Origin of the sequence: Verrucosispora sp. WMMD1129 (assembly GCF_029581255.1) — a bacterium.
GTDB classification, from domain to species: domain Bacteria; phylum Actinomycetota; class Actinomycetes; order Mycobacteriales; family Micromonosporaceae; genus Micromonospora; species Micromonospora sediminimaris.
This window is the reverse complement of the sequence record NZ_CP120741.1, coordinates 6,242,347-6,266,063: the sequence shown is the minus strand read 5'-3', so window position 1 is coordinate 6,266,063 and position 23,717 is coordinate 6,242,347. Positions and strand designations below refer to the sequence as shown.

General features: G+C 70.8%; 21 protein-coding genes. 11 read left to right on the top strand and 10 right to left on the bottom strand.

Annotation, left to right across the window (positions count from 1 at the left end; genetic code table 11):
- Positions 1-216 precede the first annotated feature (216 nt).
- From O7624_RS29025 to O7624_RS29000, 6 genes are all read left to right on the top strand, one after another.
- On the top strand, positions 217-2,616 hold the full coding sequence (locus O7624_RS29025) for a glycoside hydrolase family 3 N-terminal domain-containing protein (RefSeq protein ID WP_282238139.1): 2,400 nt from the start codon (positions 217-219) through the stop codon (positions 2,614-2,616).
- On the top strand, positions 2,613-3,593 hold the full coding sequence (locus O7624_RS29020) for an ABC transporter permease subunit (protein WP_282238138.1): 981 nt from the start codon (positions 2,613-2,615) through the stop codon (positions 3,591-3,593). Before O7624_RS29025 ends, O7624_RS29020 begins: the two co-directional genes overlap by 4 nt.
- Positions 3,590-4,525 (top strand): carbohydrate ABC transporter permease, encoded by a 936-nt coding sequence (locus tag O7624_RS29015; protein WP_282238137.1) that lies wholly within the window; start codon positions 3,590-3,592, stop codon positions 4,523-4,525. The genes O7624_RS29020 and O7624_RS29015 overlap by 4 nt, the downstream gene beginning before the upstream one ends.
- A 45-nt stretch (positions 4,526-4,570) precedes the next feature.
- Entirely contained in the window at positions 4,571-6,208 is a 1,638-nt protein-coding gene (locus O7624_RS29010; RefSeq protein ID WP_282238136.1) for an extracellular solute-binding protein, read from the top strand.
- 71 nt (positions 6,209-6,279) lie between these two features.
- The gene (locus tag O7624_RS29005) at positions 6,280-7,800 is read left to right on the top strand and encodes a xylan 1,4-beta-xylosidase (protein WP_282238135.1); all 1,521 of its coding nucleotides are present in this window, start codon (positions 6,280-6,282) and stop codon (positions 7,798-7,800) included.
- Positions 7,797-8,480 (top strand): DUF624 domain-containing protein, encoded by a 684-nt coding sequence (locus O7624_RS29000; protein WP_282238134.1) that lies wholly within the window; start codon positions 7,797-7,799, stop codon positions 8,478-8,480. The genes O7624_RS29005 and O7624_RS29000 overlap by 4 nt, the downstream gene beginning before the upstream one ends.
- Before the next feature lie 118 nt (positions 8,481-8,598).
- Here the strand turns inward: O7624_RS29000 and O7624_RS28995 are convergent, their stop codons facing one another.
- Together O7624_RS28995 and O7624_RS28990 are read right to left on the bottom strand one after the other, a co-directional pair.
- A complete protein-coding gene (locus O7624_RS28995) occupies positions 8,599-9,390 on the bottom strand; it encodes an AAC(3) family N-acetyltransferase (protein ID WP_282238133.1) in 792 nt (263 codons plus the stop codon).
- A gap of 89 nt (positions 9,391-9,479) precedes the next feature.
- Entirely contained in the window at positions 9,480-9,929 is a 450-nt protein-coding gene (locus O7624_RS28990; RefSeq protein WP_282238132.1) for a MarR family transcriptional regulator, read from the bottom strand.
- Between the two features lie 77 nt (positions 9,930-10,006).
- Here O7624_RS28990 and O7624_RS28985 point away from each other — a divergent pair, with 77 nt between their 5' ends.
- Positions 10,007-10,768: an SDR family oxidoreductase gene (locus O7624_RS28985; RefSeq protein ID WP_282238131.1), complete on the top strand. Its 762-nt coding sequence runs from the start codon at positions 10,007-10,009 to the stop codon at positions 10,766-10,768.
- A 248-nt stretch (positions 10,769-11,016) separates the two neighbouring features.
- On the opposite strand, the gene O7624_RS28980 is transcribed toward O7624_RS28985, so the two are convergent.
- On the bottom strand, positions 11,017-11,499 hold the full coding sequence (locus tag O7624_RS28980) for a GNAT family N-acetyltransferase (RefSeq protein WP_282238130.1): 483 nt from the start codon (positions 11,497-11,499) through the stop codon (positions 11,017-11,019).
- Positions 11,500-11,595: 96 nt separating this feature from the next.
- Here O7624_RS28980 and O7624_RS28975 point away from each other — a divergent pair, with 96 nt between their 5' ends.
- Entirely contained in the window at positions 11,596-12,054 is a 459-nt protein-coding gene (locus O7624_RS28975) for an N-acetyltransferase (RefSeq protein WP_282238129.1), read from the top strand.
- Between the two features lie 65 nt (positions 12,055-12,119).
- Here O7624_RS28975 and O7624_RS28970 read toward each other — a convergent pair whose 3' ends face one another.
- Positions 12,120-12,716: a TIGR03086 family metal-binding protein gene (locus tag O7624_RS28970; protein WP_282238128.1), complete on the bottom strand. Its 597-nt coding sequence runs from the start codon at positions 12,714-12,716 to the stop codon at positions 12,120-12,122.
- A 73-nt stretch (positions 12,717-12,789) separates the two neighbouring features.
- Positions 12,790-13,674, bottom strand: coding sequence for an AraC family transcriptional regulator (locus tag O7624_RS28965; RefSeq protein ID WP_282240781.1), 885 nt, complete (start codon positions 13,672-13,674; stop codon positions 12,790-12,792).
- 141 nt (positions 13,675-13,815) lie between these two features.
- On the opposite strand from O7624_RS28965, the gene O7624_RS28960 reads away from it, so the two are divergent.
- The gene (locus tag O7624_RS28960; protein WP_282238127.1) at positions 13,816-14,466 is read left to right on the top strand and encodes a class I SAM-dependent methyltransferase; all 651 of its coding nucleotides are present in this window, start codon (positions 13,816-13,818) and stop codon (positions 14,464-14,466) included.
- A gap of 49 nt (positions 14,467-14,515) precedes the next feature.
- Here O7624_RS28960 and O7624_RS28955 read toward each other — a convergent pair whose 3' ends face one another.
- Together O7624_RS28955 and O7624_RS28950 are read right to left on the bottom strand one after the other, a co-directional pair.
- Positions 14,516-16,573 (bottom strand): alpha-glucuronidase, encoded by a 2,058-nt coding sequence (locus O7624_RS28955; protein WP_282238126.1) that lies wholly within the window; start codon positions 16,571-16,573, stop codon positions 14,516-14,518.
- 120 nt (positions 16,574-16,693) lie between these two features.
- Complete coding sequence (locus O7624_RS28950; protein ID WP_282238125.1) at positions 16,694-17,563, bottom strand: AraC family transcriptional regulator; 870 nt, start codon at positions 17,561-17,563, stop codon at positions 16,694-16,696.
- A 164-nt stretch (positions 17,564-17,727) separates the two neighbouring features.
- On the opposite strand from O7624_RS28950, the gene O7624_RS28945 reads away from it, so the two are divergent.
- Positions 17,728-18,132 carry a DUF2267 domain-containing protein gene (locus O7624_RS28945; protein ID WP_282238124.1) on the top strand — a complete coding sequence of 135 codons (405 nt, stop codon included), beginning with the start codon at positions 17,728-17,730 and terminating at the stop codon, positions 18,130-18,132.
- A 10-nt stretch (positions 18,133-18,142) separates the two neighbouring features.
- Here the strand turns inward: O7624_RS28945 and O7624_RS28940 are convergent, their stop codons facing one another.
- From O7624_RS28940 to O7624_RS28930, 3 genes are read right to left on the bottom strand one after another with little or no spacing between them, the layout of a single operon-like run.
- Entirely contained in the window at positions 18,143-18,565 is a 423-nt protein-coding gene (locus O7624_RS28940; RefSeq protein WP_282238123.1) for a roadblock/LC7 domain-containing protein, read from the bottom strand.
- Between the two features lie 49 nt (positions 18,566-18,614).
- Positions 18,615-21,134, bottom strand: a complete 2,520-nt coding sequence (locus tag O7624_RS28935) for a helix-turn-helix transcriptional regulator (RefSeq protein WP_282238122.1) — start codon at positions 21,132-21,134, stop codon at positions 18,615-18,617.
- A gap of 5 nt (positions 21,135-21,139) precedes the next feature.
- Positions 21,140-22,432, bottom strand: coding sequence for an Hsp70 family protein (locus O7624_RS28930; RefSeq protein ID WP_282238121.1), 1,293 nt, complete (start codon positions 22,430-22,432; stop codon positions 21,140-21,142).
- A gap of 297 nt (positions 22,433-22,729) precedes the next feature.
- Between O7624_RS28930 and O7624_RS28925 the strand changes: the two genes are divergently transcribed.
- Positions 22,730-23,623 carry an IniB N-terminal domain-containing protein gene (locus O7624_RS28925; protein ID WP_282238120.1) on the top strand — a complete coding sequence of 298 codons (894 nt, stop codon included), beginning with the start codon at positions 22,730-22,732 and terminating at the stop codon, positions 23,621-23,623.
- Positions 23,624-23,717 lie beyond the last annotated feature (94 nt).

Genomic DNA, 23,717 nt, shown 5'->3' with positions numbered 1-23,717 from the left:
TGCCCACTCGCGGAGATGAATACGGGCAATCGCTTACCAGCACGGCAAGTACGGCCTGAACAGTCTTTCCATGCCTCTTGACATGCCCTGTCGACGCGCTTAGGTTCCCCGACACAGGTGTCCGACTGGTTTCCGAAAATTTCGATAATCGCCGTGCTCCACGGCGGTCGGCGTGGCCTGCCGGGAGACCTCCCGGCCCCGGCCGGAGGGGTTCGCATGACAAGTCAGCTGCCCGTCGACGACCGATTGGCGTCCACTCACGCCGATCGGTGGCGTGATCCGAAGCTGCGACCGGACGAACGGGCCGACGCGCTCATCCCGCTGATGTCGCTGGAAGAGAAACTCGCTCAGCTGGTCGGCCTCTGGGTCGGTGCGGACGCTTCCGGTGAGGGCGTCGCTCCCCACCAGACCGACATGGTCGAGCACACTCCACCGTGGTCGGAGGCGATCCGGCACGGCCTGGGGCAGCTGACCCGGCCGTTCGGAACCGCGCCGGTCGACCCGGTCCTCGGCGCCCGGTCCCTGGCCGCGTCCCAGGCGCAGATCGTTGCGGCAAACCGGTTCGGCATTCCGGCGCAGGTGCACGAGGAGTGCCTCACCGGCTTCGCCGCCTGGCGGGCGACCGTCTACCCGACCCCGCTGAGCTGGGGCGCGGCCTTCGACCCGGAGCTGGTCGAGGAGATGGCCGGGCTGATCGGCCGGTCGATGCGGGCAGCCGGCGTCCATCAGGGACTCGCACCGGTGCTGGACGTCACCCGCGACTACCGCTGGGGGCGCACCGAGGAGACGATCGCCGAAGATCCCTACCTGGTCGGCACGATCGGCGCGGCGTACGTGCGCGGGTTGGAGCGGGCCGGCGTGGTGGCGACGTTGAAGCACTTCGCCGGCTACTCGGCGTCGCGCGGCGGCCGGAACCTGGCACCGACCGCGATGGGGCGCCGGGAACTGGCCGACGTGATCCTGCCGCCCTTCGAGATGGCCCTGCGGCTCGGTGGGGCGCGGTCGGTGATGAACTCGTACGCCGAGATCGACGGTGTGCCGGCGGCGGCCGACGAGGATCTGCTCACCCGGACGCTGCGGGAACAGTGGGGCTTCGACGGCGTGCTCGTCGCGGACTACTTCGCCGTCCGGTTCCTGCAGACCCTGCACGGTGTCGCCGCGGACGCTGCGGCGGCGGCGCGGCTGGCGCTACGGGCCGGCATCGACGTCGAGCTACCCACCGTGGACGCCTACGGCGCGCCCCTGGCGGCGGCGGTACGCTCCGGCGAGGTCAGCGAGGGCCTCGTCGACCGGGCGCTGCGGCGGGTGCTGATTCAGAAGATCGAGCTGGGGCTGCTCGACGAGGGCTGGCAGGAGCTGCCGGCGGACGTCGAGGCGCTGCGCTTCGACGACGAGGCCAATCAGGCCGTCGCCCTGCGGCTGGCCCGCCAGTCCGTCGTACTGCTCCGCAACCGGGACGGGCTGCTGCCCCTCGCCGATCACCAGCGGGTCGCCCTGGTCGGTCCGGTCGCGGACGACGCGATGGCGATGCTCGGCTGCTACACGTTCCCGCTGCACGTCGGGGTGCACCACCCCGAGCACGGCATCGGGGTCGAGATCCCCTCTCTGCGCGAGGCGCTCGCACGGCGGCATCCGCAGCTCACCCACGTACCGGGTACCGACATCACCGGCGACGACACATCGGGCATCGCGGCGGCGGTTCAGGCGGCCGCCGACGCCGACGTCTGCGTCCTGGCCGTCGGCGACCGGGCCGGCATGTTCGGCCGGGGGACGTCCGGCGAGGGCTGCGACGCGGTCGACCTTGAGCTGCCCGGAGTGCAGGCGGAACTGGTACGCGCGGTGCTGGCCACCGGGACGCCGGTCGTCCTGGTGGTCCTCTCCGGCCGTCCGTACGCCCTGGGCGACGCGGCGGACAGCGCGAGCGCCATCGTGCAGGCGTTCTTTCCCGGCCAGCTCGGCGGTCAGGCGTTGGCCGAGATCCTCACCGGCGCGGTCGACCCGTCCGGGAGGCTGCCGGTCAGCGTGCCCCGGCACGCCGGTGGGCTCCCCGGCACCTACCTCACGCCCATCCTCGGCCGACGGTCGAAGGTGTCGTCGGTGGACCCGACGCCGGCGTTCCCGTTCGGCCACGGTCTCAGCTACACCACCTTCGAGTGGGACGACGCCGAGGTGAGCGACGCGTCTGGCGATGTCACCGCGGCTCCGGCGACCTGGCCGGTCGACGGGGAGGTGACCGTCGGCGTCACCGTCCGCAACACCGGCACCCGGGCCGGAACCGAGGTGGTCCAGCTCTACCTGCACGATCCGGTGGCGCAGACCACCCGACCGGTGGTGCGTCTGATCGGGTACGCGCGGGTCCCGGTGGCGCCCGGCGGAGCGGCTCGGGTCAGCTTCACGGTCCCTGCCGACGTCACCTCGTTCACCGGGCTGCACGGCCGGCGAGTGGTCGAGCCCGGCGAGGTGCAGCTGCGGCTCAGCCGTTCCAGCGCTGACGTGGTGGCGAGCCTGGCACTGCGGCTGGAGGGTGACGAGCGCGAGGTCGGTCACCACCGCGAACTGCTGTCCCGGGTACGCGTCGAACCGGTCACCGGGCCCGCGCCGGAGGACCGGCCATGAGCAGCGTGACCACCCTGACCTCGTCGGCGTCCAGTCCGGACACGACGCCACCGAAGCGGCCACCACGGGCCGCCCGGCAGACCTGGCGGCGCGCGCTGCGGCGCGACTGGCAGCTGTACTCGCTGGCGATCCTGCCGCTGCTGTTCTTCCTGATCTTCCGGTACCTGCCGATGCTGGGCAACATCATCGCCTTCCGCCGGTTCCAGCCCGGCGGCAACATCTTCGGCGAGTACTGGGTCGGGCTGCGGTACTTCAAGATGTTCCTGAACGACCCGACGTTCTGGAACGTCTTCACCAACACGCTGGTGCTGGGTGCGCTGACCCTGCTGTTCTGCTTCCCGTTGCCGATCGTGCTGGCGCTGCTGCTCAACGAGGTCCGGGCCCGCAAGCTCAAGCGCTTCGTGCAGTCGGTGTCCTACCTGCCGCACTTCCTGTCCATCGTGATCGTGGCGGCCATCGTCATGCAGCTGCTGTCGATGGATGGCACGGTCAACCAGCTCGTCCGCGCCGGTGGCGGTGACGCCATCCCGTTCCTGCAACGGCCGGAGTGGTTCCGCACCATCTACGTTTCCTCGGAGGTCTGGCAGACCGTCGGCTGGGGCACGATCCTCTACCTGGCGGCGCTCACCACCATCGACGACGACCTCTACGAGGCCGCCCGGATCGACGGCGCCAACCGGTGGCGGCAGACCTGGCACGTCACGCTGCCGGGCATCCGGCCGACCATGGTGACGCTGCTGATCCTCAACATCGGCGCCTTCATGGCGGTCGGCTTCGAGAAGATCCTGCTGCTGTACAACCCGCTCACCTATCCGACCGCGGACGTGATCTCCACCTACCTGTTCCGCATGGGCTTCCAGTCCAGCAACTTCAGCTACGCCGCCGCGATCGGGCTGTTCGAGGCGGTGATCGGGTTGATCCTGGTCGTCTCGGCGAACCTGATCGCCCGCCGCACGGTGGGGACGAGCCTGTGGTGACCATCGACGCCGCCGAGCGGCCCACCGAGACCAAGCCCCGCCCTCGCCGTCGCCGGGGCATCCAGCAGACCCGGGGCTACCGGGTGTTCCAGGTGGTCAACGGGATCATCCTGACCCTCGTGGTGGTGGTGACGCTCTACCCGTTCGTCAACATCGTGGCTCGTTCGATGAGCGACGAGGCGTACATCATCGCCGGCCAGGTGAATCTCGTGCCGCGCGGATTCACCCTGGAGACGTACCAGCTGCTGATGTCCGACTCGTTGTTCTGGACGAACTATCGCAACACCGTGTTCTACACGGTCACCGCCACGGTCATCTCGATCGTGATGACCACCTGCTACGCGTACGTGCTGTCGAAGAAGCAGCTCAAGGGGCGCGGGATGCTGGTCGGCATCGCGGTCTTCACCATGTTCTTCACCGGCGGTCTCATTCCCAACTACGTCCTGGTCACCAGCCTGGGCCTGAAGAACAGCGTCTGGGCCATCGCGCTACCCAACGCCATAAACGTGTTCAACCTGTTGGTGATGAAGGCGTTCTTCGAGAGCCTGCCGACGGAGCTGGAGGAGGCCGCCGCGGTCGACGGGCTCAACACGTACGGCATCCTGCTGCGGATCGTGCTGCCGCTGTCGAAGGCCATCGTCGCCACGATGGTGCTCTTCTACGCGGTGGCCTTCTGGAACTCCTGGTTCGCGGCCTTCCTCTACATGGACCGGCAGGAGCTGTGGCCGGTCACCGTGTACCTGCGCAACCTGATCGCCGGTGCCACCGGCGCGGAGAACGTCGGGTCGATCACCGAGGCCAACGAGGTACAGGCCGAGGCGACGCTCAAGGCCGTGACCATCGTGCTCACCACCTTGCCGATCCTCCTGGTCTATCCCTTCGTCCAGCGGTATTTCGTCCGGGGCATCATGCTCGGCGCGGTCAAGGGCTGACCAGAAGAAACACCCCTCTCACCACCGAGTTGAAAGGATCCCGCCATGTTCCGCAGATCGTGGCGTCACGCGGCAGCGGCTGCTGCCGTGCTGCTGGCCCTCGGCAGCGTCACCGCCTGTGGCGATGACTCGTCCGACAGCGAGGACCTGTCGGAGAACCGGGCCGGCGCGATGGAGAACTACGCGGTCGGTACCCAGTTCAAGGCCACCGAACCGCTTTCCTTCTCCGTCCTCTACAACAACCACCCCAACTATCCGCTCAAGGAGGACTGGCTGTTCTGGACGGAGTTGAAGTCCCGAACGAACGTCAGCCTCGAAAAGGTAGCCGTGCCGCTGAGCGACTACAACCAGAAGCGCAGCCTGCTCATCGGTGCCGGCGACGCTCCCCTGCTGATCCCGAAGACCTATCCGCCGGACGTGCACGCGTACGTCTCCTCGGGGGCGATCCTGCCGGTCAGCGACTACCTCGATCTGATGCCGAACCTCAAGGACAAGATCGAGAAGTGGAACCTGAAGCCGGAGATGGACACCCTGCGCCAGCAGGACGGCAAGTTCTACCTGCTGCCTGGCCTGCACGAGAAGCCCTGGCACGAGTACTCCCTGGCGGTCCGCACCGACATCCTCGAAGAGCTGAACCTTGAGGTCCCGAAGACCTGGGACGAGGTCTACACCATGCTCAAGGCGATGAAGGCGGCGTACCCGGACGTCTACCCGTTCTCCGACCGGTTCAGCCAGCCCAACCCGGCGGGTAACCTGCTCAACATGCTGGCCGTGTCGTACGGCCTGGCAGGCGCGGGCTGGAACTTCCAGCACGTCACATGGAACGACCAGGCGCAGCAGTTCGAGTACACCGGCGCCACCGAGCAGTACAAGCAGATGTTGCAGTACCTCAACAAGCTGGTGGCGGAGAAGTTGCTCGACCCGGAGAGCTTCACCCAGACCGATGACCTGGCCCGGCAGAAGCTCGCCAACAGCAAGTCCTTCGTGATCAGCAGCAACGCGCAGACGTTGGTCAACGACTACCGGCCGGACTTGGCGGCGACCAACCCGAAGGCGAAGATCACCAAGATCCCGCTGCCGATCGGCCCGGCCGGCGAGATCAACCCGGCCAGCCGCCTGGAGAACGGCATGATGATCTCCTCGAAGGCCCGCGACAGCAAGAACTTCGTGGCCATGATGCAGTTCGTCGACTGGCTGTGGTATTCGGACGCGGGCCAGGAGTTCGCCAAGTGGGGCGTCGAGGGCACCACCTTCGTCAGGGACGCCGCCGGCAAGCCCACTCTCGCTCCGGACGTCGACATGATCGGCCTGAACCCCGGCGCGCCCAAGCACCTGCAGAAGGACTTCGGCTTCGGCAACGGCGTGTTCTCCTACGGCGGCAAGCCCGAGCTGGTGCAGGGGTTCTTCTCGCCCGAGGAGCAGGAGTTCCAGCAGGTGATGAACGCGCGGGCGCCGAAGTCGCCGCCGCCGCCGTACCCGCTCAATGACGAGGAACGCGAGCAGGTGTCGCTCTGGGAGACCCCGCTGAAGGACCACGTCTACCAGGCCACGCTCCAGTTCGTCCTCGGGCAGCGTGACTTCGCCGAATGGGACGCGTACGTGGCGGAGTTGAAGAGCAAGAACATGGACGCCTACCTGACGATGGTCAACGAGGCACACAAGCGCTTCCAGGAGAAGAACTAGAAAGACGTGTCCGGTCCGGTCGTGTCGGCGCGACCGGACCGGACACCTTCCACCCGAGCACAGGGACGACGATGCGGATCACCGTTGCGGAGCAACCCGTCGGCCGGCTGAGCGACGCGTGGCGTCTCGCCGTCGGCACCGGCCGGTTCGACCTGGCACTGCGGCGCGACTACCAGGACTCACTGGCCCTGGTCCAACGCGAGATCGGCTTCCGGTACATCCGGGGGCACGGCCTGCTCAGCGACGGCGTCGGTGTGCACCGGCCGTACGACCACCAGGGTCAACGGCACGTCCGGCACGCCTTCGGCTACCTCGACCAAGTCGTCGACGCCTACCTCGAGCTGGGTGTCCGACCGTTCGTGGAGCTGGGTTTCATGCCGTCCGGACTGGCCAGCGGCGACCAGACGGTCTTCTGGTGGCACGGCAACGTCACCCCACCCCGGTCGCACACCGAATGGGCAGCCCTGGTCCGGGCCACCATCGGCCACCTCGTCGACCGGTACGGCCTGCACGAGGTGCGTGGCTGGCCGATCGAGGTGTGGAATGAGCCCGACCTGAAGGAGTTCTGGCAGGACGCGGACGCCGACGCCTACCACCGCCTCTACGAGGTGACCGCGCACGCGGTGAAGGACGTCGACGCCGACCTCCAGGTCGGTGGCCCGGCGCTCTCCCCCGGCGCCGACGACGGATGGCTGCCCCGATTCGCCGAGTTCGTCACCGACCGCTCGGTGCCCGTCGACTTCGTCAGCCGGCACGCCTACACCTCCGGCCCGGCCCAACACGTGCCGTTCGGCGTACACCAGACCCTGGCACCGGCGCAGCGGCTGCTGGAGCAGTTCGCCAGTCCCCGCCGGTTGCTCGCCGGCAGCGCGCTGGCCGACCTGCCGGTGCACATCACGGAGTTCAACAGCTCGTACCGGCCGGACAACCCCATCCACGACACCGCCTTCCACGCCGCCTACCTCGCTCCGGTGCTGGCCGGCGGTGGCGACCTGGTCGACTCCTTCGCGTACTGGACCTTCAGCGACGTGTTCGAGGAGGTGGGCATCCCTACCGCGCTGTTCCACGGCGGCTTCGGGCTGCTCACCCACCGTCAGATCCGCAAACCCACGTTCCACCTGTACGCCTTCATGAACCGGCTGGGTCCGCAGATCCTGGCCCGTGGCGCGGACCACCTGGTCACCCGCGACGACACCGGCCGCATCGCGGTGCTGGCCTGGGTGCCGGTCGACGTCACCGGCGGTGAACCGGTGGACGGCCACACCGTACGCCTGTCGCTGCCGGTAGCCGACCCGACCGCCCGCACCGCGTTCCTGCTGCGCTCCTCGGTCAGCGAGGAGTCCGGCAACGCCTGGCGGGCCTGGGGCGAAATGGGCCGACCGCCCTCCCCCACCGCCCGCCAACTGGACGTCCTGCGGCAGGCCGCCGAGCCGGCCCGGCGACACGGCTCGCTGCCGGTGCTGGCCGGCCGCGTCGAGTTGGACCTGCACCTGGCCCGGCACGAGGTGACCCTGGCCGAGGTGAGCCCGGTGACCGACGAAACGCCGCCCTGGTGGGACGAGAGTCGGCTGCTGGGTCGGGAGCCGTCGTGAGCACCGCCGCCCGTCGGGAGTTCGGTGCCGGCCCGCTGTCCCGGGGCGCGGCGCTGATCTACACCCTGCTGGTGGTGGAGTTGCTGCTGCTGGTCTGCGCGGCGCCCGGCCTGGTGGCGCTGTTCGCGCTGGAGCGGCACGTGAGCAACCTGCCGCTGGTCGCGCTCTGCGCGGTACCGCTCGGCCCGGCCTTCTCCGCCGCGCTGTACGCCCTGCACCGGCAGCGTCTCGACCTGACCGAGCTGCATCCGTGGCGGCTGTTCTGGCGCGGGTACCGGGCCAACCTGACCGGTTCGCTGCTGGTCTGGGTTCCGACGCTGGTGTGGCTGACCGTCATCGCGGTCAACCTGGTCAACCTGCCGGCGGCGGGGGTGCCCGGCTGGTGGGCGGTGCCGCTGGCGCTTGTCGGTGCCGTGGTGTCGGTCGTGGGGGTAAACGCGCTGGTGATCACGTCGCTGTTCACGTTCCGGCTGCGCGACGTGTTCCGGCTGGCCGGGTACTTCGTGCTGCGTACCCCGGTGGTCGCCGTCGGCACCGCGTTGCTGCTGGTGGCGGCGACGGCGCTGACCATGGTCGCCTCGGAGGCGGCGCTCGCCGCCCTCGGCTCGGTGCTGGCGCTGGCGCTGGTCCGCGGTGGCGCACCGATGACCGACATCATCACCGAGGAGTTCGTCGAGTGAGTCTGCCCGTCACGCCCAAGGTGCCGTTCGCTGGCGACTACGACCCCGAGCAGTGGCCCGAGGCCGTGTGGGACGACGACGACCGGCTGTTCACGCTGGCCGGGATCGACATTTCCGCTCAGCGGGGTGCATCGCGGGGCGTCCGATTGGTGCCGAGCCAGTCGACGGCGAAGTCGACGAGCGCGCGCTGGCGCATCAGCCGGCACTCGGCCGCGCCCACCCGCCCGATCCGTACGCCGCGGGTGCCCTCGAAAGCGTCGCCGACCTGGTCGAAGTCACTCTCGTCGGTGTCAACGTCCGGCCAACGGGTCCAGGTCCGGCCGTCATCGCTGCGCACGGCCGACCCCTCCCACCTGCGCGGCGGGTCCGGCAACCGGTACTCGGCCAGGTGCAGCGAGGTGTTGCTGTCGTGTCCCGCGCCCAGCAGCAGGACGTCACCGTCCAGCCGGTAGACGGCACCCAGGGGCGAGTGCTCCCCCAGCATCTCGTCGAGTTGGTGCCCGGTCACCACCGTCTCGGCCGCCGGGCCGACGGCCGCGAACGACACCTGCGGGTGGTCGCTACGTCGCGCGCCCGGCCAGGTACGTACCGTCTCCGCGACCACGCCCATCCACCGGCTCGGCGTCAGCACCGGGTCGAACCCGGGCATGTTCGCGCGGATCACCGGCCACCAGGAATCCGGCACGGGTGGGTGCCGCCAGCCAGCGGGGTCGGTGTTGTCCGGGGTGTGCGTCGGCACCACCAGCGTGCCGTCCGGGCCCAGCGCGTCGAGCAGCGCCTGGACCACCGCGACCGGGCCGCCGCAGACCCATCCGACCGCGCTGAGCGACGAGTGCACCAGCAGCACCGAGCCGCGCCGCACCCCGAGCGCCACCAGGTCCTTGGCGAGCGTGCTGCGCGTGTACGGCATATCGGCGTCGATCGACGCATCCTACCTGGCGGCGGTCTGCGCGAACCTCGGTACGCCGCCCATCGTGATCATCCGGACGAGCGTTGCGCTCACTCGGTTTCGGCGGTGAGGGTGCGGAGGTTCCCGCGTACCTTTTCGAGCAGTTCGACGAACGCGACCCGTTGGTCGGTCGCCATGCCGGCGGTGGCGGTCTCGGCGAGCGTGCGCCAGGCCGCCTCGATCTTCGGGATGACGGCGCGACCCTTGTGGGTCAACCGGATCCGGGTGGCACGCCGATCACCCGGTACGGGCTCCCTGACGAACCAACCACCCTGATCCAGGCGACTGAGACTGCGGGTCACCGTGGGCTGTTCCACGCCTAGCCGGGCGGCGATCTCGGAGATCGTCATACCGTCGGGCTCCTGACCGAGCAGCCACAGCAGCACGTCCTGCCCCGGGTGCAGGGCGAGCGCGTCGAGTACGTCGGCCTGCGCGCTGCGGTACAGCTTGGCCACCTTGACCAGCGCTTTGTTGGTGGCCAGGACATCCGTCAGTTCCACCCGGGCAGTGTACGAGTTGACGGGCCGGTGCCAACTGATCCATAGTCGACTAACCTATAGCCGACTATGGAGTTGTCATGGAAACCGGTTTGTCGAACAAGGTCGCCCTCGTCACCGGGGCCTCCGGGGCCATCGGCCGTGCCACCGCCCTGCGCCTGGCGGCCGATGGCGCCTCCGTCGCCGTGTCCTGGTACACCAACCACAACAGCGCCCTCGACGTGGTCGAGGCGATCACGCGAGCCGGCGGCCGGGCCTGCGCCATCCACCTGGATCACCACTCTCTGACCGCCATGCCCGGCATCATCGAGGAGATCGCCGAACGACTCGGACCGGTCTCCGCCCTGATCGCCAACGCCGTGCAGTGGCCCTCCTTCGACACCGACGAGATCGGTGGGCTCACCACGTCGCTGGCCGTCAACACCGTCGGTCCGCTGGCACTGATCGATGCGGCGCTGCCAGCCATGCGCGCCACCGGCTGGGGACGCGTCGTCGTCGTGTCGACCGACATCGTCGCGCAGCCCATGGCGGGGCCACTCGCCTACGCCACGGCAAAGGGCGCGCTGGAGACCGCCGCGCGGGTGCTCGCCGTCCGGGAAGCCCGCCACGGCATTCTGACGAACATCGTGCGCCCCGGCTTCACCCTCACCGACAAGGCACTGACCGCTCCGTTCCTGGGGCCGGAAGCGGTCGCCACCGAGTCGGCGAAGACCCCAACCGGCCGCATCTGCACCCCCGAGGACGTCGCCACCGCCGTCACCTACCTGGCCTCGGCGGCGAACGGTCACGTCAACGGCCAGACGGTGTCGCTGGCCGGTGGTCGGGAACTCGTCCGCGGGTGACGCCGGCACGAACCACCGATGTCTGTACGACGACGTAGGCGGGTGGGAACGCCTCCGAACCCAGAACGGGCCCGAGACCGGACCCGACGTGGACGACGAGCGCGACGCCACCAACTTCTCGTACGTCCCCTGGGGCGACGTCGCGCGGGCACTGTCGCTGACCGTGGACACCCGGGCCGGAAACGACCCTCGCCAGCGTTGACACCCACGACGTCGGAGCGACCCGCTCGCGGCAGCTTTCGTAGAAGCTACGACGGCAGCCAGGCAAAGCGGATGTCCGGTGCCTTCTCCTCGTTACGCGACCCGTCGGTCGCCTCAACCGGAACGAAGCCGTGCCGACGGTAGAACCGCTGCGCGCCGGTGTTGGTCGCGAACGTCCACAGCTGAAGGCCCTCCGGCCGACGGGACTTGGCAAGCTCGATCAGTTGAGAGCCCAACCCACGACCGGTCCAGGCGGGATCGACATAGAGCTGGTCGATCCAGTGGCCGTCCAGCACCAGCACGGCCAACGGCAGTTGGTGACCATCCTCCGTCAGCCACACTTCCCGTTCAGCGATGACGACGCCCCTGACCCACTCCCGGATCTCCGCCTCCGAATGCACGGCCGCGGGAATCGCGCCGACCGCGGCACGGCGGGCAGCGATGAGCAGGTCGGCGACTGCCCGCGCATCCTCGGCACCAGCACGACGAGATGCTGCCGAGCCCAGCGACGGGGCATCAGACGGGCCCATCGGCTGTTCGCCTCCCACATCGTTGTCACCGCCGCAGCGGTGTCATGAGTAAACGCGGGTGCGGGCAGACCGGCAAGAGCAGTAGCGTCCCGGCCCATGACCTCGGACGCTTTCGTACCAGCCGGCTTCACCCCGCCGACATCGCTGATCACCGACCGGTTCCGCCTCGAACCGTTGGGCCCGCAGCACAACGTGGCGGATCACGCCGCCTGGATGTCGAGCATCGAGCACATCCGCACCACGCCTGGATACCCGGACGGCAACTGGCCACCTGTCAGCGGCATGTCGCTGGAGAAGAACCTCTCCGATCTGCGCCGTCACGCTGACGACTTCACCAGGGGCACCGGGTTCACCTTCACCGTCCTCGACCCGGTCGACAGCGACGTCATCGGCTGCGTCTACCTTTACCCGTCGGCCTCTGAGGAGTACGACGTCACCGTCCAGTCCTGGGTGCGGGCCGACCGGGCGGACCTCGACGAGCCGCTCGCCACCGCCGTCGCCAACTGGATCGCCACCGACTGGCCCTGGACGTGCCTGGACCGGTGCGGCCGCTGAGGACAGCTACCGGCTCTGCTACCTGCGCGGCCCGGCGGGCATCATGGTCGCGCTCGCCGAACAGATCAGGTGAGCGGCCTCCAGTTCCGGCTGCGGCCGGTGAGCCCGAGAACCCGGTCGAGCAGCGGAGCGTCGGCGGGCTGGGTGATCGACGGCCCGAACAGGCCGGGGGTGCCGTCGCTGCTGGCCTGTTGGGACACCAGGCGATGGACCGTGTCGAGGGTCTGGTCATCGATGTCGTACGGCTGCCCGGTCGCGATGGCGAGATCCCATCCGTGGACGACCAGTTCGTCCAGCGCGACGACGCCCATGATGTCGGCCGGCAGCCGCACCCCGCCGACCGCGGTCTCGCCCGTCCGGGCGGCCGGCGCGCGCCAGGCGGCAACCAGCTCGTCGAGCTGCACCGGCAGTCGGCTGCGCCACTGGGGGTCGAGCCTGTCGACGGAGGGGTCACCCGGACCGTTCGGCGCGGGATCCGGCCCCTTCTCGGCGGCCGTCCGGAACGCGAGCGTCAGCCCCATGAGATGGTCGAGCAGGTCGCCGACCGTCCAACCCTCGCACGGAGTGGGATTGGCAAGCTGGTCGTCGGTAACCCCGCGCAGCAGCGCCTTCAGCGCGCGGGCCGCGGGCTCGAGATCCGGGCTGCCGTTACTGTCGATCATCTCTGCTCCTTCGTCGCGAACACCTCCGCACGCTACGCTCCGGGACCGACAGACATTCCGTGACGACGGTCGGTCACTGGGTGCCGGGGGCGGCGGCGCGCCACTGGATCGGAGTCACCCCGTGTTCCGCGCGGAAGCGTTTGATGAAGTAGCTGACGTCGGGGTAGCCGCTCCGGCGGCTGATCGTGGCCACGGTCAGGTTGGTGTCGGTGAGCAGCACGCGGGCCTGTTGCATGCGGCGCTGCGCGATCCACTGCTGGACGGTCCGGCCGGTCTTACGGCGTACCACGGTGGTGAGATGTCCGGCGGTGAGCGCCAGTTCGGCGGCGACATCGGCGAGCGAGATGGGTTCCTGGTAGCGCCGCTCGATGACGTCGAAGACGGCCGCGAGCATCGGCTCGTCCGCCGATCGCAGCTGGTCGGCGACGCCGGTCGGCAACCGGGCCGCGGCCACCAGCAGCAGGGTCAGGTGGGCGAGGGCGGCCTCCTGGTGCCCGTCACGCCGGGCGCGCAGCTCGGTGTCCAGTGCGGCGAAGCGCTCGACCCAGCCCGCCCGGTCGGACGGTGGGATGCGCAGCCGCTGTGCCCGGTCTGTGCCGTGGGCGAACGGGAGGAGCAAGGGGTGTGACCGCCACGACGAGTAGGCCCCCGACCTTCCGGGCCGCACCACGTCGGTCGGGAACCACACCGTCCATCCGTCGGTGACCGTCGTCTCGATCGGGTCGAGGAGGGAAACGACCTGCCCTGGCGCGATGACGAACAGGTCCCCGTCGGTCACCGTCCACCTGCGGCTGTCGATCACCAGCCTGCCGTCGGCGCGGTGCGCGTAGAAGAGCACCAGGAAGTCGTGGGTGTGGGCACCGCTGGCGGCCGGGCCCGGAATCGGCGTGCCCTGTGGGACACGGGCCACGGCGATAGGGGCGAGGCCGGGCACCCGACCGAACCCGATGACCGGCACGCCCTGCCCGGTCACCCCGACGGCACTGGGGGCTGGAACCAAAATTCGTCGCATCCGGTCCACAGTTGCGCCATTGTCCACGGTGTCGTGCTCCATGACGCTGAGAGTACGACCGAACTTCATCTGATATCGGAGCGTCACATGACCGGACAGTCCCACCGCACCGACGCGCAGCAGTATCTGCCCGGCATGGGCAAGCACTGGCTGCTTCCGCTCTACGATCCGTTCTCCCGTCTCGTCGGGGTCGGGCGTATCCACGGGCAGCTGATGGACCGGGCGAACCTCCGGTCCGGTCAGCGGATCCTGGAGATCGGCTGTGGTACCGGCAACCTGCTGACCGCGCTCGGGCGTCGGGTACCGGACATCGACGCGCTGGGCATCGACCCGGACCCGGCCGCGCTACGCCGTGCCCGCCGCAAGGCCGCCCGGCACGGGCTGCCGATCCGGTACGAGCAGGCGTTCGCCGGCGCGCTGCCGCTGCCCGACGACAGCGTCGACCGGGTGCTGTCCGCGTTCATGCTGCACCACCTGGACGACGAGGAACGCGCCCGGGCGCTGCGGGAGGTCAGGCGGGTGCTGCGGCGCGGCGGTGAACTGCACCTGCTCGACATCGACGGCACACCGTCGGGCCGACGTGGCGGAAAGGCGCACCGCATCGCCCGGGTGGCCGCCAGCCTCCCCGAGCGGGTGCTGGCCGCGCTGGGCGACGCCGGCCTGACCGGCGTCGCGAGCAACGGCGGGGGTAAGGCGTGGTTCGGCCGCTTCGCCTGCTACCGCGCCGAGGCACCCTGAGGCCAACGACACCGGCCGTCGCCGCAGTTCGGCGTCGCCGAGGCCCGGCTCAGTGCAGGGGCCGGCCGTGCGCGTCGGGAACGCCGGACTTGCGGTGGAAGTAGGCGTTGATCTGGTCACGCCACTCCCGCGCGCAGCGCAACTGCTCGTCGAGGCGCTCGGTCACTCGGGCGTGCACCGCCGCGTCCACCAGGCCGACCAGCGACTTCCACCGCAGGCAGGCCGCCTCCACCTCGGCCACCCCGTCGAAGTGGGTGTCGTAGATGTGCTGGATGACGGTGCGACCGCTGTGCAGCACATGCTCGTACGGCACGTGGTGGAAGAAGAGCAGCACCTCGTCGGGGCAGGTCTCCGGGGATTCGTACACCCGGGACCAGGGCCGCGGGTACTGGCCGGTGAAGCCGGTGCCGGTCGCCCGGGTACGGTCCACGCCCACGCCGTCGCGGTCGGCGAAATGGTACGTGCCCCACCGGCTGTACTCGTAGCCGTCGACATCGGGGCCGTAGTGCAGGCCCGGCCGCACCATGAATCCCACGCCCAGCGGGGCGGTGTAGCGCTCGTAGGTGCGCCACGAGTCGTCCATGATCTCGTGCAGGGTGCGGCGGAGCAGATCCGGGTCGGCGCTGGTGTCCGGGTGGAACGTCAGCTCGATCCACTCGTCGAGCAGCTCCGCCGGTCGCAGCCGCGGATCCCAGGCCAGCCGGCCGAACGCGTACAGGTTGGCCTGGGCCAGCGGATGCCCGGTCCAGAACGGGTCGTCGCCCACGTTGGAGACGGCGACCAGGCCGCCACCGTCGGCGGCCACACCGGCGACGGTGTCTCCGTCGTCGCCCCAGCCGAACCGCAGCACCTCGCTCCACCAGGGAGCCAGATAGCACACGTGCCGCTGCTGGCCGGTGTACTCCTGCGTCACCTGGAACTCCACCGCCATCCGGGTGCCGGGCATCGCGGTGATCACCGGGGAGACGGGTTCCCGGGTCTGGAAATCCATCGGGCCGTGCTTGACCTGCACGATGACGTTGTCCCGAAAGCGGCCGTCGAGCGGGGCGAAGTGGTCGAACGCCGCCCGGGCCCGGTCGGTGGTGCGGTCGCGCCAGTCCTGCCGGTGGTTGTAGACGAAGGCCCGCCAATGCACCACGCCGCCGTGCGGAGCCAACGCGTCGGCGAGCAGGTTCGCCCCGTCGGCGTGGTCACGGCCGTAGCTGAACGGGCCCGGTTGGCCCTCCGAGTCGGCCTTGACCACATAGCCGCCGAAGTCGGGGATGCGGGCGTACACCGCCCGGGTGGTCTCCGCCCACCAGGCCCGCACCGCGTCGTCGAGGGGATCCGCGGTGGGCAGGCCGGCGAGGACGACCGGCGCGGCGAAGGTGACCGACAGGTGCACCCGGATGCCGTACGGGCGAAACTCGTCGGCGAGTTCGGCGACGTCGTCGAGCCGCTCGGTGAGCAGCCGCGCCTCGGTGGCGTGGACGTTTACGTTGTTCACCGTCACCGCGTTGATTCCCACGGCGGCCAGCAGGCGCGCGTACGCCCGCACCCGCCCGCGGTCCCGCCGGGGCTGGCCGGCCTGCCAGAAGATCGAGCCGCCGGCGTAGCCGCGTTCCACCTGCCCCATCACCGGGTGCACGTCGACGTTGTCCCAGTGGTCGAGCATGCGACGGCGCATCGCGGGACGGTACGGCTGGGCCGCGTACGGTGTGCCGAATGCCGTTTCACCGAGGCGGATCAGGTGGAACAGCCCGTAGAGCAGCCCGGCCGGCTGGTCGGCGAGCAGCACCGTGACCTCGCCGTGGCGGCCCAGGGCGTAGCCTTCCGCGCCGAGCGGCCCACCGGCTGCCGTTTCCAGGTCGGCCAGGGCGGCGTCGAGCTCGGCGGGTCCACCGTCGCCGACGGCCGGGACCAGGGCGAGCACCAGGCTCGGCGGCGGCCCCTCCGCCTTCCGCCGGACGCTGCCGCCGTGCTCGGCGCAGGCCCGCTCGACCTCGGCGACGACCGTGTCGATGAGCCCTGCGGTACCGACTACGAGACAGTGCCGGGAGCCGATGGCGCGGAACGCCTCGGGCGGCAACCAGGCGGGGTGGACGTCGGTCGGGGCGGGGGCGGTCATTGCGCAGATCGTAACGATCCCACCAAACACGTCAAGATACTTCCGGAAGTTCCGGTCACCGGTGGGCCCGCCGCACGAGCGTGCCCACCGGCTTCTACCAGGACGCTGACGCCGTACCCGTCAGTCTGGTTCGACGGGCAGCCACAGCTCACAGGTGGCGGTGCTGAAATCGGCCGCACGATCGAGGATCGCGACGATCGACGGACCCGGCCGTAGCCGCCAAGGGTTCGACGGGAACCATTCGGACGCGGTCGCGGCCCAGGTCTGTTGCAGTTGCTGCGGGTACGGTCCGGCGGTGCGGAAGACCGCCCACGTCCCGGCCGGCGCCTCGATGCGGTCGAGGTCGCTGGGGACCGGGGTGTCGCGGCCGACGGCGACCCCGTGCAGGTAGGTCAGCTCGGTGCCCTCGACGGCGTCGGGATCGACGTCGTCGGTGACCTGGAGCAGACCACCGGGCTCGGTGTCGCCGAGTTCCTTGAGCCGCTGGTGCTCCTCGGCCGGCAGCGCGGCGACGTGCCGCTGGATGTGCGGGTTGACGCCGTGGTGGATGAGCGGAACCCGGGTGGCGTGTCCGATGAGCCGGAACGCGGGTCGGTCGACGATGCGGGTGTCCACGGGGACGCTCCCTTCGACGGTCAGGCGGAACCTGAGCTGTGGTTGGCTACGCAGGGGGCCTCCGTCGCGGCGTACCTCACCGGGGCCGACGCCGTGGACGGCCCGGAACGCCCGGCCGAACGCCTCCGTGGAGCCGTACCCGTACCGCACCGCGATGCGGAGCAGGTCGTCCTCGCCGCGGACGACATCGGCGGCGGCGACGGTCATGCGCCGCCGGCGCACGTACTCCGACAGCGGCATGCCGGCCAGCGACGAGAACATCCGGCGCAGGTGGTACTCGGTCGTGCCGAGTGCCCGGGCTGCCCCGGTGACGTCGAGTTCCTCGGTGAGGTGCTCCTCGACGAGGTCGACGAGCCGGTTGAGTGCCGAGATCATGAGGCCTCCTTCCGCCGTCAAGACTGGCCGGCGCGCCCCGCGTCGCGCCCGATCGTCCTGGCCCGATCCGATCATCCGGGAGCCGACGGCTGCACCGGACGCGTTCGTTTGGGACGCCGGTGGGCGGGTAGACGCCGGATCCGCGGCGAAAGGGGTACGGCGAGGTGGACGACGAGCAGTTCATCGACTCCGTGGCGGAGCGCACCGGGACCTCGGCCGAGCAGGCGACCGCCATCGCCCGAGCCACGCTGACCACGCTGGCGGAGCGGATCGACGGCGGCGAGGCGCGCGATCTCGCCGGCCACCTGCCGGAGGGGCTGCGGGCGTACGCGTTCGGCCCGCATGAGGACGCCGAGCGCTTCGGCCTCGACGTGTTCGTGCAGCGGGTCGGTGGGCGGGCGGACGTCGACCCCGACCTGGCGACCGCCGGCATCCGCGCGGTCCTCGACACCATCCGCGAGGCCGTGGAAGCCGGTCAGTACGACGATGTCATCGCGTTCCTGCCCGCGGAGTTCTGGCAGGTGGCCAACCCGGCCCCGCAGTACGACGCACACCGCGACCGGGGCTGACCGCCGGACGTCACCGGAGCGCGACGCGTTCCACCACCGGCTCCAGGTACACCGGCAGGTTGTCGCCGGCCTGGGCGACGAACATGGCCACCTCGTACGCCATGTCGCCGACCTCCGCGTCGCCGTCGATCCCGACGGCGAGGACGGCGCCGTTGCCGGTGGTGGCGTGGAACAGGAACGCCCGGGACATCTGCACCACCACCTGGTGCAGTTCGCCGTCCCCGCAGACCCGTGCGGCGGCCAGGCCCAGCGCCTGAAGACCGCAGACCATGCTGGACAGTTGGCTGGCGAGTTCGTCGTCGATGCCCCGCGAGGCGCCCAGCAGGAGGCCGTCCGGGGAGAGCACCACCGCGAACTGGGCACCCGGCACACGGTCGACGATGTTGTCGAGCGCGCGGCCGAGGTTGTCGGCGGTGGCCACCGCAGTAGTCATGGCACATCCTCTCGTTGGCGGAGCCGGCGGATGAGGGCCGGTCCGAGGCTCAGTTCGCGGCCCGTCGGGGCCACGGCTGTCCGTTCGTGGTGTACGACGGGTCAGCCAAAATGGTTCGAAGCAGGGCCAACAGGTCGGTGCGGTTGGCGCAGTTGAGCCGCGATCGCATCCGGGCCACGTGGTGCTCCACAGTCTTGGCGGAGATGAACAACCGATCCCCGATCTCCCGATAGGTGAGACCGGCGACGACAAGTTCGGCCACTTCCCGCTCCCGGTCGCTGAGCCGGGGCGAGACGGTGCCGGCCGCCGGCTTGCGGTCCTCGGCGGCGGACCGGCCCTGAAGCGCCCGTGCGCAGTCGAGCAACGCCGTCATCGCCCGCCGGTCGGCGGTGCGGATGGCGGCCTGCCCGGCCAGCCGGGCACCGTCCCAGCACAGGCCGGTGTCGTGCAGGCCCCGAGCGGCGGCCTCCACCCGGACCGGATCGACGGTGCCGCGCAGCACCTCCAGCCAGCACTCGGCCGCAGCGGCCACCACGGCGGCGTACCGGCTGTGGCCGGCGGCGGCGAGCAGCGCGCTGACGTGCTCGTCGGCGGCGACCGGGTCGTCGGTGAGGATCGCCGCATGCAGCCCGCTCCAGTGCAGCGGCGTACGCCACAGCGGCGGATCGGCCAGGCGGCCGAGCAACTCGTGGGCGGCCCGCAGGTAGGGCTGGAGGCGACCCAGGTCACCCAGGCGGGCACCGGCGATGGCCAGCTCGCCCAGCGGCAGCAGCGTGAACAGGTCGACCGGATGGCGGACCACCGCCTCCAGCGCCGGCACCCAGCCACGCTGCAACGCGCCGAGGTCGCTCGCGCGCCGGGCGATGCCCATGGTCAGCCCGGCGGCGAAGAGCAGGTCGCGGGACTCCAGCCCGGCACCGGCGGTCGCCTCGGCGAGTTGTTCACCGGCGGCGGCGATCCGCCCCCGCGCCATCAGGATCCAGGCCCGCAACAGCCGGTGTCGGCCGGTCAGCAGCGGCCCGCCGATGCCGCTGGCCAGAGCGCGGTCGAGGACCCGCTCGGCGATGTCCAGCTCACCACAGTGCACGGCGGTCAGCGCCGCCAGCGCGGCGGGGCTGTCCGGCAGCAGCACCGCCCGCCCGTCGGGTTCGAGCAGGGCCGCCGCCTGCACGAGAGTGGACAGGGCCGCCGACGGGGTGCCGTGGACACTTTCGCGTACCCCGTCGGCCATCAGCCGGGCGGCACCGGCCTGCAACGTCGGCGGGCTGTCCGGGACGGGCTCGGGATGGTCGGTGGAACGGGCGGTGGCGAGCGTGCCGACCGTGGCGAAAGCGTACGCGCTAACCCCACCGGACCAGCGGTACAGCTCCACGCTGCGGTCGGTCTGTCCGCGATGGGCCAGTGCGGTGGCGGCGACGAGCGCAGCCTCCGCCCGCTGGTCCGGCGGCGCGGTGGTGAGCAGCCGGTCGGCCAGTCGCAGCGCGAGGTCCAGGTCACCGGCGAGGGCGGCGGCGACCGCTTGCCGGACGCCGGTGGGGCGGCCGGCGGCGCCCGCCGCGGCGAACAGGTGCGCCGCCAGCGCCGGTTCGCCACCGAGGGCCTCCTCCGCCGCCGCCTCCAGGGTGGCGGCCGGGCAGTCACCGGCGACACCGGCCGCCAGCAGCGAGCGCACCAGCGGCAACACCGGTGCGCCACGGCTGAGCGCGAGTTCGCTGAGCAGATGCCAGACGACGGTACGGTCGGCGGCCGGGCTCAGCGCCGTCACCGCCCGCCGGACCAGCGGGGTGGGTCGGCCGTCGGCGCCGAGCAGCCCGGCGGCGCGGGCTTCGGCGACGAGGTCGTCGATCTCCGCCGGTTCGCGGTTCAGCAGTGGACGCAGCGCCTCGGCCGGCAGCGGAACGCCGGCGGCCAACGCGATCAGCAGCCGTCGCACGTCGGAGGAGAGGTGGTCCAGGTCGGGACCGAGGTGCAGGACCACCTGGCGAGGCGGTTCGGTCGGAACGCCGGTGGCCGTCTCCTGCTCGCGCAGCCCGTCGACAAGCCATCCCACGTGCCGAGGCACCCCGCCGGTCTGGCTGTGCACGAAGTCGACCAGGTCCGGGCGGCGGCCGAGGCGGGGCACGGCGGCGAGGTACGCGGCGGTGCGCGCCCGGGTGAACGGGGTGAGCAGCAGTTGGCGGCCCTCCCGACGCAGCGTGTCGATCAGCTCGACCAGCGCTGCCGGCCGGGGCCACGGTCGGTAGCTGATCGCGATGCGGTGCCGGCGGTCGGACACCAGCCGCCGCAGCGTACCCAGCCGGGCCTCGTCGAGCAGGTGCGCATCGTCGATCAACAGCACCGCGTCGGGGACGTACGCGTCGTCGGTGGCCGGCACCTCGCTATGGACGGTGACGCCGGCCCGGGCGTACCGACCGGCCAGTTCCTGAAGGTAGGTGGTGCGGCCGTGGCCGCCCGGTCCGGTCACCCCGAGAGCGAGCGGCGCGGCCGGGTCCGCGGTGATCGCGTCGAGCAGGTCGGTGGGTTCGGCGTCGAGGACCAGCGGGCTGTCCGCCACGGCGCTCGTCATCATGGCGGTCATCCTTCGTGTCCCCGGTTGCGGGCCAGCTTTCGGCGAGATCGCTTCGGCAGGTCGAGGGGTGGGTAGCGGATCGGCGGGCGGGGCGGTGGCTCCTCGCGGGGGGTCAGGTCGTCGGCCGGGCCCACGGGTGGACCGACGGTGCGCGCCATCGATCCGACGGACGCGGTCGCGAGGGCGGCGGGGGTGCCGACGGTCGCGGGTGGACCGGCCGGTGGCGGCGGGCCGGCCGGCAGCGGACGTGGGGACAGGATCCGGGTGCCGGCGGCGGCGGCACCGGCCGCCGCCGTGTTCTGCGGATCGGGCGCGGTCTCGACCGGAAAGCCGGCCGTGGCGAGCAGCTCGGCGACCAGCGGTACCCGACTGGCGCCGCCGGCCAGCAACACGCCATCGAGCTGCGCGGGTGCCAGGTCGGCGGCGCGGACGGCCTGCGCCAACAGTTCCACAGTGGCCTGAACCGCCGGCCGGATCAGCTCCTCGAACTCCAGCCTGGTCACCGGCACCCGGACGGGCCCGGTCGGCAGCGACAACGCCACGTCGGTCTGCGACCCGACGGTCAGCTCCCGTTTGGCCCGTTCACACTCGACGGGCAGCTGACGCAGAGCGGTACGGGCACCGGGGCCGGCGGTCGCCAGATCCCGGGCGAGCACGGATCGTACGTGCGCGGCCAGCGCCTCGTCGAAGTCGGCGCCGCCGAGCCGGGTGAGTGTCGCGGGGACGCCGACGGTCTCGTACCGGTCCCGGGCGTTGCGCCGGACCAGTGCGGTCTCGAAGGTGCCGCCACCCAGCGCGTACACGGCGGCGACCCCACCGGCGAAGCCCCGGGCGGCGTGTCCCTCCGCCACGGTGACCGTGCGGGGTAGCAGCGTCACCGCACCCAGGCCGTAGTCCCACAACGCGTTGTGCAGCAGGTCGCAGCGGTACCGTCCCCAGGACGCGGGATGACTGAGCACGATCATCTCGGCCGGCGCGCCCCTGGCACCGTGGACCTGATCGACCACGTGCGCGGCGAGCAACGCGACGAGGGTCTCCGGCCGGTACCGCTCACCGGCGAGCAGCAGCGGCACGTCGTCGCCGACCCGGCTCAGCACCCCCCGGGCGGTACGCTCCGATTCGCCACCCTCACCGAGGGTGAATGTGCCGTCGGTGGACAGCAGCAGCGTCGACGGCAACGGGCCCGGTCCGGGGTGCAGGGCGACCGGCTCGGGGTGACCCCAGTGCCCGTCGCGGTGCCGGGCGACCGCGGCGACGGTGCTGGTGTTGCCGATGTCGATCCCGAGCACGTAGGCCATCTGCTTTCTTCCTTGACCGCGTCGGCCGTGGGGGTGGGCCGGACAGGCCCACCGTTGCGGGCCGCCCCGGGGGACCCCGTGGGCTCCTACGTTCGTACCAGAGATCACTCCGGCATCAGGAGCCCCAACTTCGGCGGGCGCCGGTCCCCCACTCCCCCTAACGTACGAGAGCCCGGATGCCCCTAATCGGACGGGTCGGATTGCGGGATCGTCCCCGATGCCCGGACCCGGGCACCGCCCGTAGCGTCATCGGCGATCACCGGTCGTTGACGTTTCGCCGAGGAGAGAACCCCCAACATGGACCAGACCCTGCACGACTTCGTGCTCAACCTGCTGACCGACGCGGACGCCCGGTCGGCGTTCGACCTCGACCCGGAGGGCGCGCTGCGGGCCGCCGGCCTCGGTGACATCACGGCCGCCGACGTCCAGGACGTGGTGCCGCTGGTGGTGGACTACGCCCCGGTGCAGGGGCTCGCCCCGGTCGCCCCGGTGACCGGGCAACTCGGCCTCGACCCGCTTGTCGGTGACGCCACCGACGCGATCAGCCAGTTGCAGAGCGTGGCGCAGCAGATCAGCGTCGGCAGCTCCCACTCCGGGGTGGACGTCAAGGCCGGCGTGCTCGGCACGATCGCCGTCGACCCGTCGACGGTGACCGCGGGGGCGACCGTCTTCCCGGGAGTCGGCGTCGGCGTGACCCCCACCGGCGTGGGCGTGGATCTGTCCGGCGTGAACGATGTGGCCGACACCCTCGACGCGGACGTGGTGGCCCCACTCGACCGCACCACCGAGCCGGCGCTCGGTGACGTCACCGGCGCGGTGGGTGACCCGGTGTCCGCGGTGAACGGGACCAGTTCCGGACTGCTGGACACCACGTCCGGTCTGCTTCCCGGCACCACCAGTCAGGTCGGCGATCTGGTCGGTTCGCTTGGTGTCGGTGACACCCTGGGCGGGCTCGGCCTGACCGGCGACACCGGCGGCGTGGTGCCGTCGCTGGACCTCGACTCCACTGTGGGCGGTGTGACCGGGCAGGTCGATGGCCTGTTGGGCGGCGTCACCGGGACCGTCACCGGCGGCACGAAGGGGTTGTTGGACGGCGGGGTCAGTGGTTCGGTGAGCGGGGACACGGCAACCCACGGCGAGGCCTCCACCTCGACCAGCGGGGTGCTGGGCCTCACCGACGGTCTGCTCTGACACCCGCCAGCGGGCGGGGTCGACACCATCCGGTGCCGGCCCCGCCCACTTCTCGCACTTGATAATTGAGCCGAATTCAGCACACTTGGTGCGG

Bases quoted from the DNA above. Each gene is read 5' to 3' on its own strand.
- O7624_RS28995 (WP_282238133.1), bottom strand. From the start codon at position 9,390: ATGCCGTACACGCGCAGCACGCTCGCCAAGGACCTGGTGGCGCTCGGG.
- O7624_RS28940 (WP_282238123.1), bottom strand. From the start codon at position 18,565: ATGACTACTGCGGTGGCCACCGCCGACAACCTCGGCCGCGCGCTCGAC.
- O7624_RS28925 (WP_282238120.1), top strand. From the start codon at position 22,730: ATGGACCAGACCCTGCACGACTTCGTGCTCAACCTGCTGACCGACGCG.
- O7624_RS28970 (WP_282238128.1), bottom strand. From the start codon at position 12,716: ATGATCGACAGTAACGGCAGCCCGGATCTCGAGCCCGCGGCCCGCGCG.
- O7624_RS28930 (WP_282238121.1), bottom strand. From the start codon at position 22,432: ATGGCCTACGTGCTCGGGATCGACATCGGCAACACCAGCACCGTCGCC.
- O7624_RS28975 (WP_282238129.1), top strand. From the start codon at position 11,596: ATGACCTCGGACGCTTTCGTACCAGCCGGCTTCACCCCGCCGACATCG.
- O7624_RS29020 (WP_282238138.1), top strand. From the start codon at position 2,613: ATGAGCAGCGTGACCACCCTGACCTCGTCGGCGTCCAGTCCGGACACG.
- O7624_RS29010 (WP_282238136.1), top strand. From the start codon at position 4,571: ATGTTCCGCAGATCGTGGCGTCACGCGGCAGCGGCTGCTGCCGTGCTG.
- O7624_RS28960 (WP_282238127.1), top strand. From the start codon at position 13,816: ATGACCGGACAGTCCCACCGCACCGACGCGCAGCAGTATCTGCCCGGC.
- O7624_RS28985 (WP_282238131.1), top strand. From the start codon at position 10,007: ATGGAAACCGGTTTGTCGAACAAGGTCGCCCTCGTCACCGGGGCCTCC.
- O7624_RS28980 (WP_282238130.1), bottom strand. From the start codon at position 11,499: ATGGGCCCGTCTGATGCCCCGTCGCTGGGCTCGGCAGCATCTCGTCGT.
- O7624_RS28935 (WP_282238122.1), bottom strand. From the start codon at position 21,134: ATGATGACGAGCGCCGTGGCGGACAGCCCGCTGGTCCTCGACGCCGAA.
- O7624_RS28955 (WP_282238126.1), bottom strand. From the start codon at position 16,573: ATGACCGCCCCCGCCCCGACCGACGTCCACCCCGCCTGGTTGCCGCCC.
- O7624_RS29025 (WP_282238139.1), top strand. From the start codon at position 217: ATGACAAGTCAGCTGCCCGTCGACGACCGATTGGCGTCCACTCACGCC.
- O7624_RS28950 (WP_282238125.1), bottom strand. From the start codon at position 17,563: ATGATCTCGGCACTCAACCGGCTCGTCGACCTCGTCGAGGAGCACCTC.
- O7624_RS29005 (WP_282238135.1), top strand. From the start codon at position 6,280: ATGCGGATCACCGTTGCGGAGCAACCCGTCGGCCGGCTGAGCGACGCG.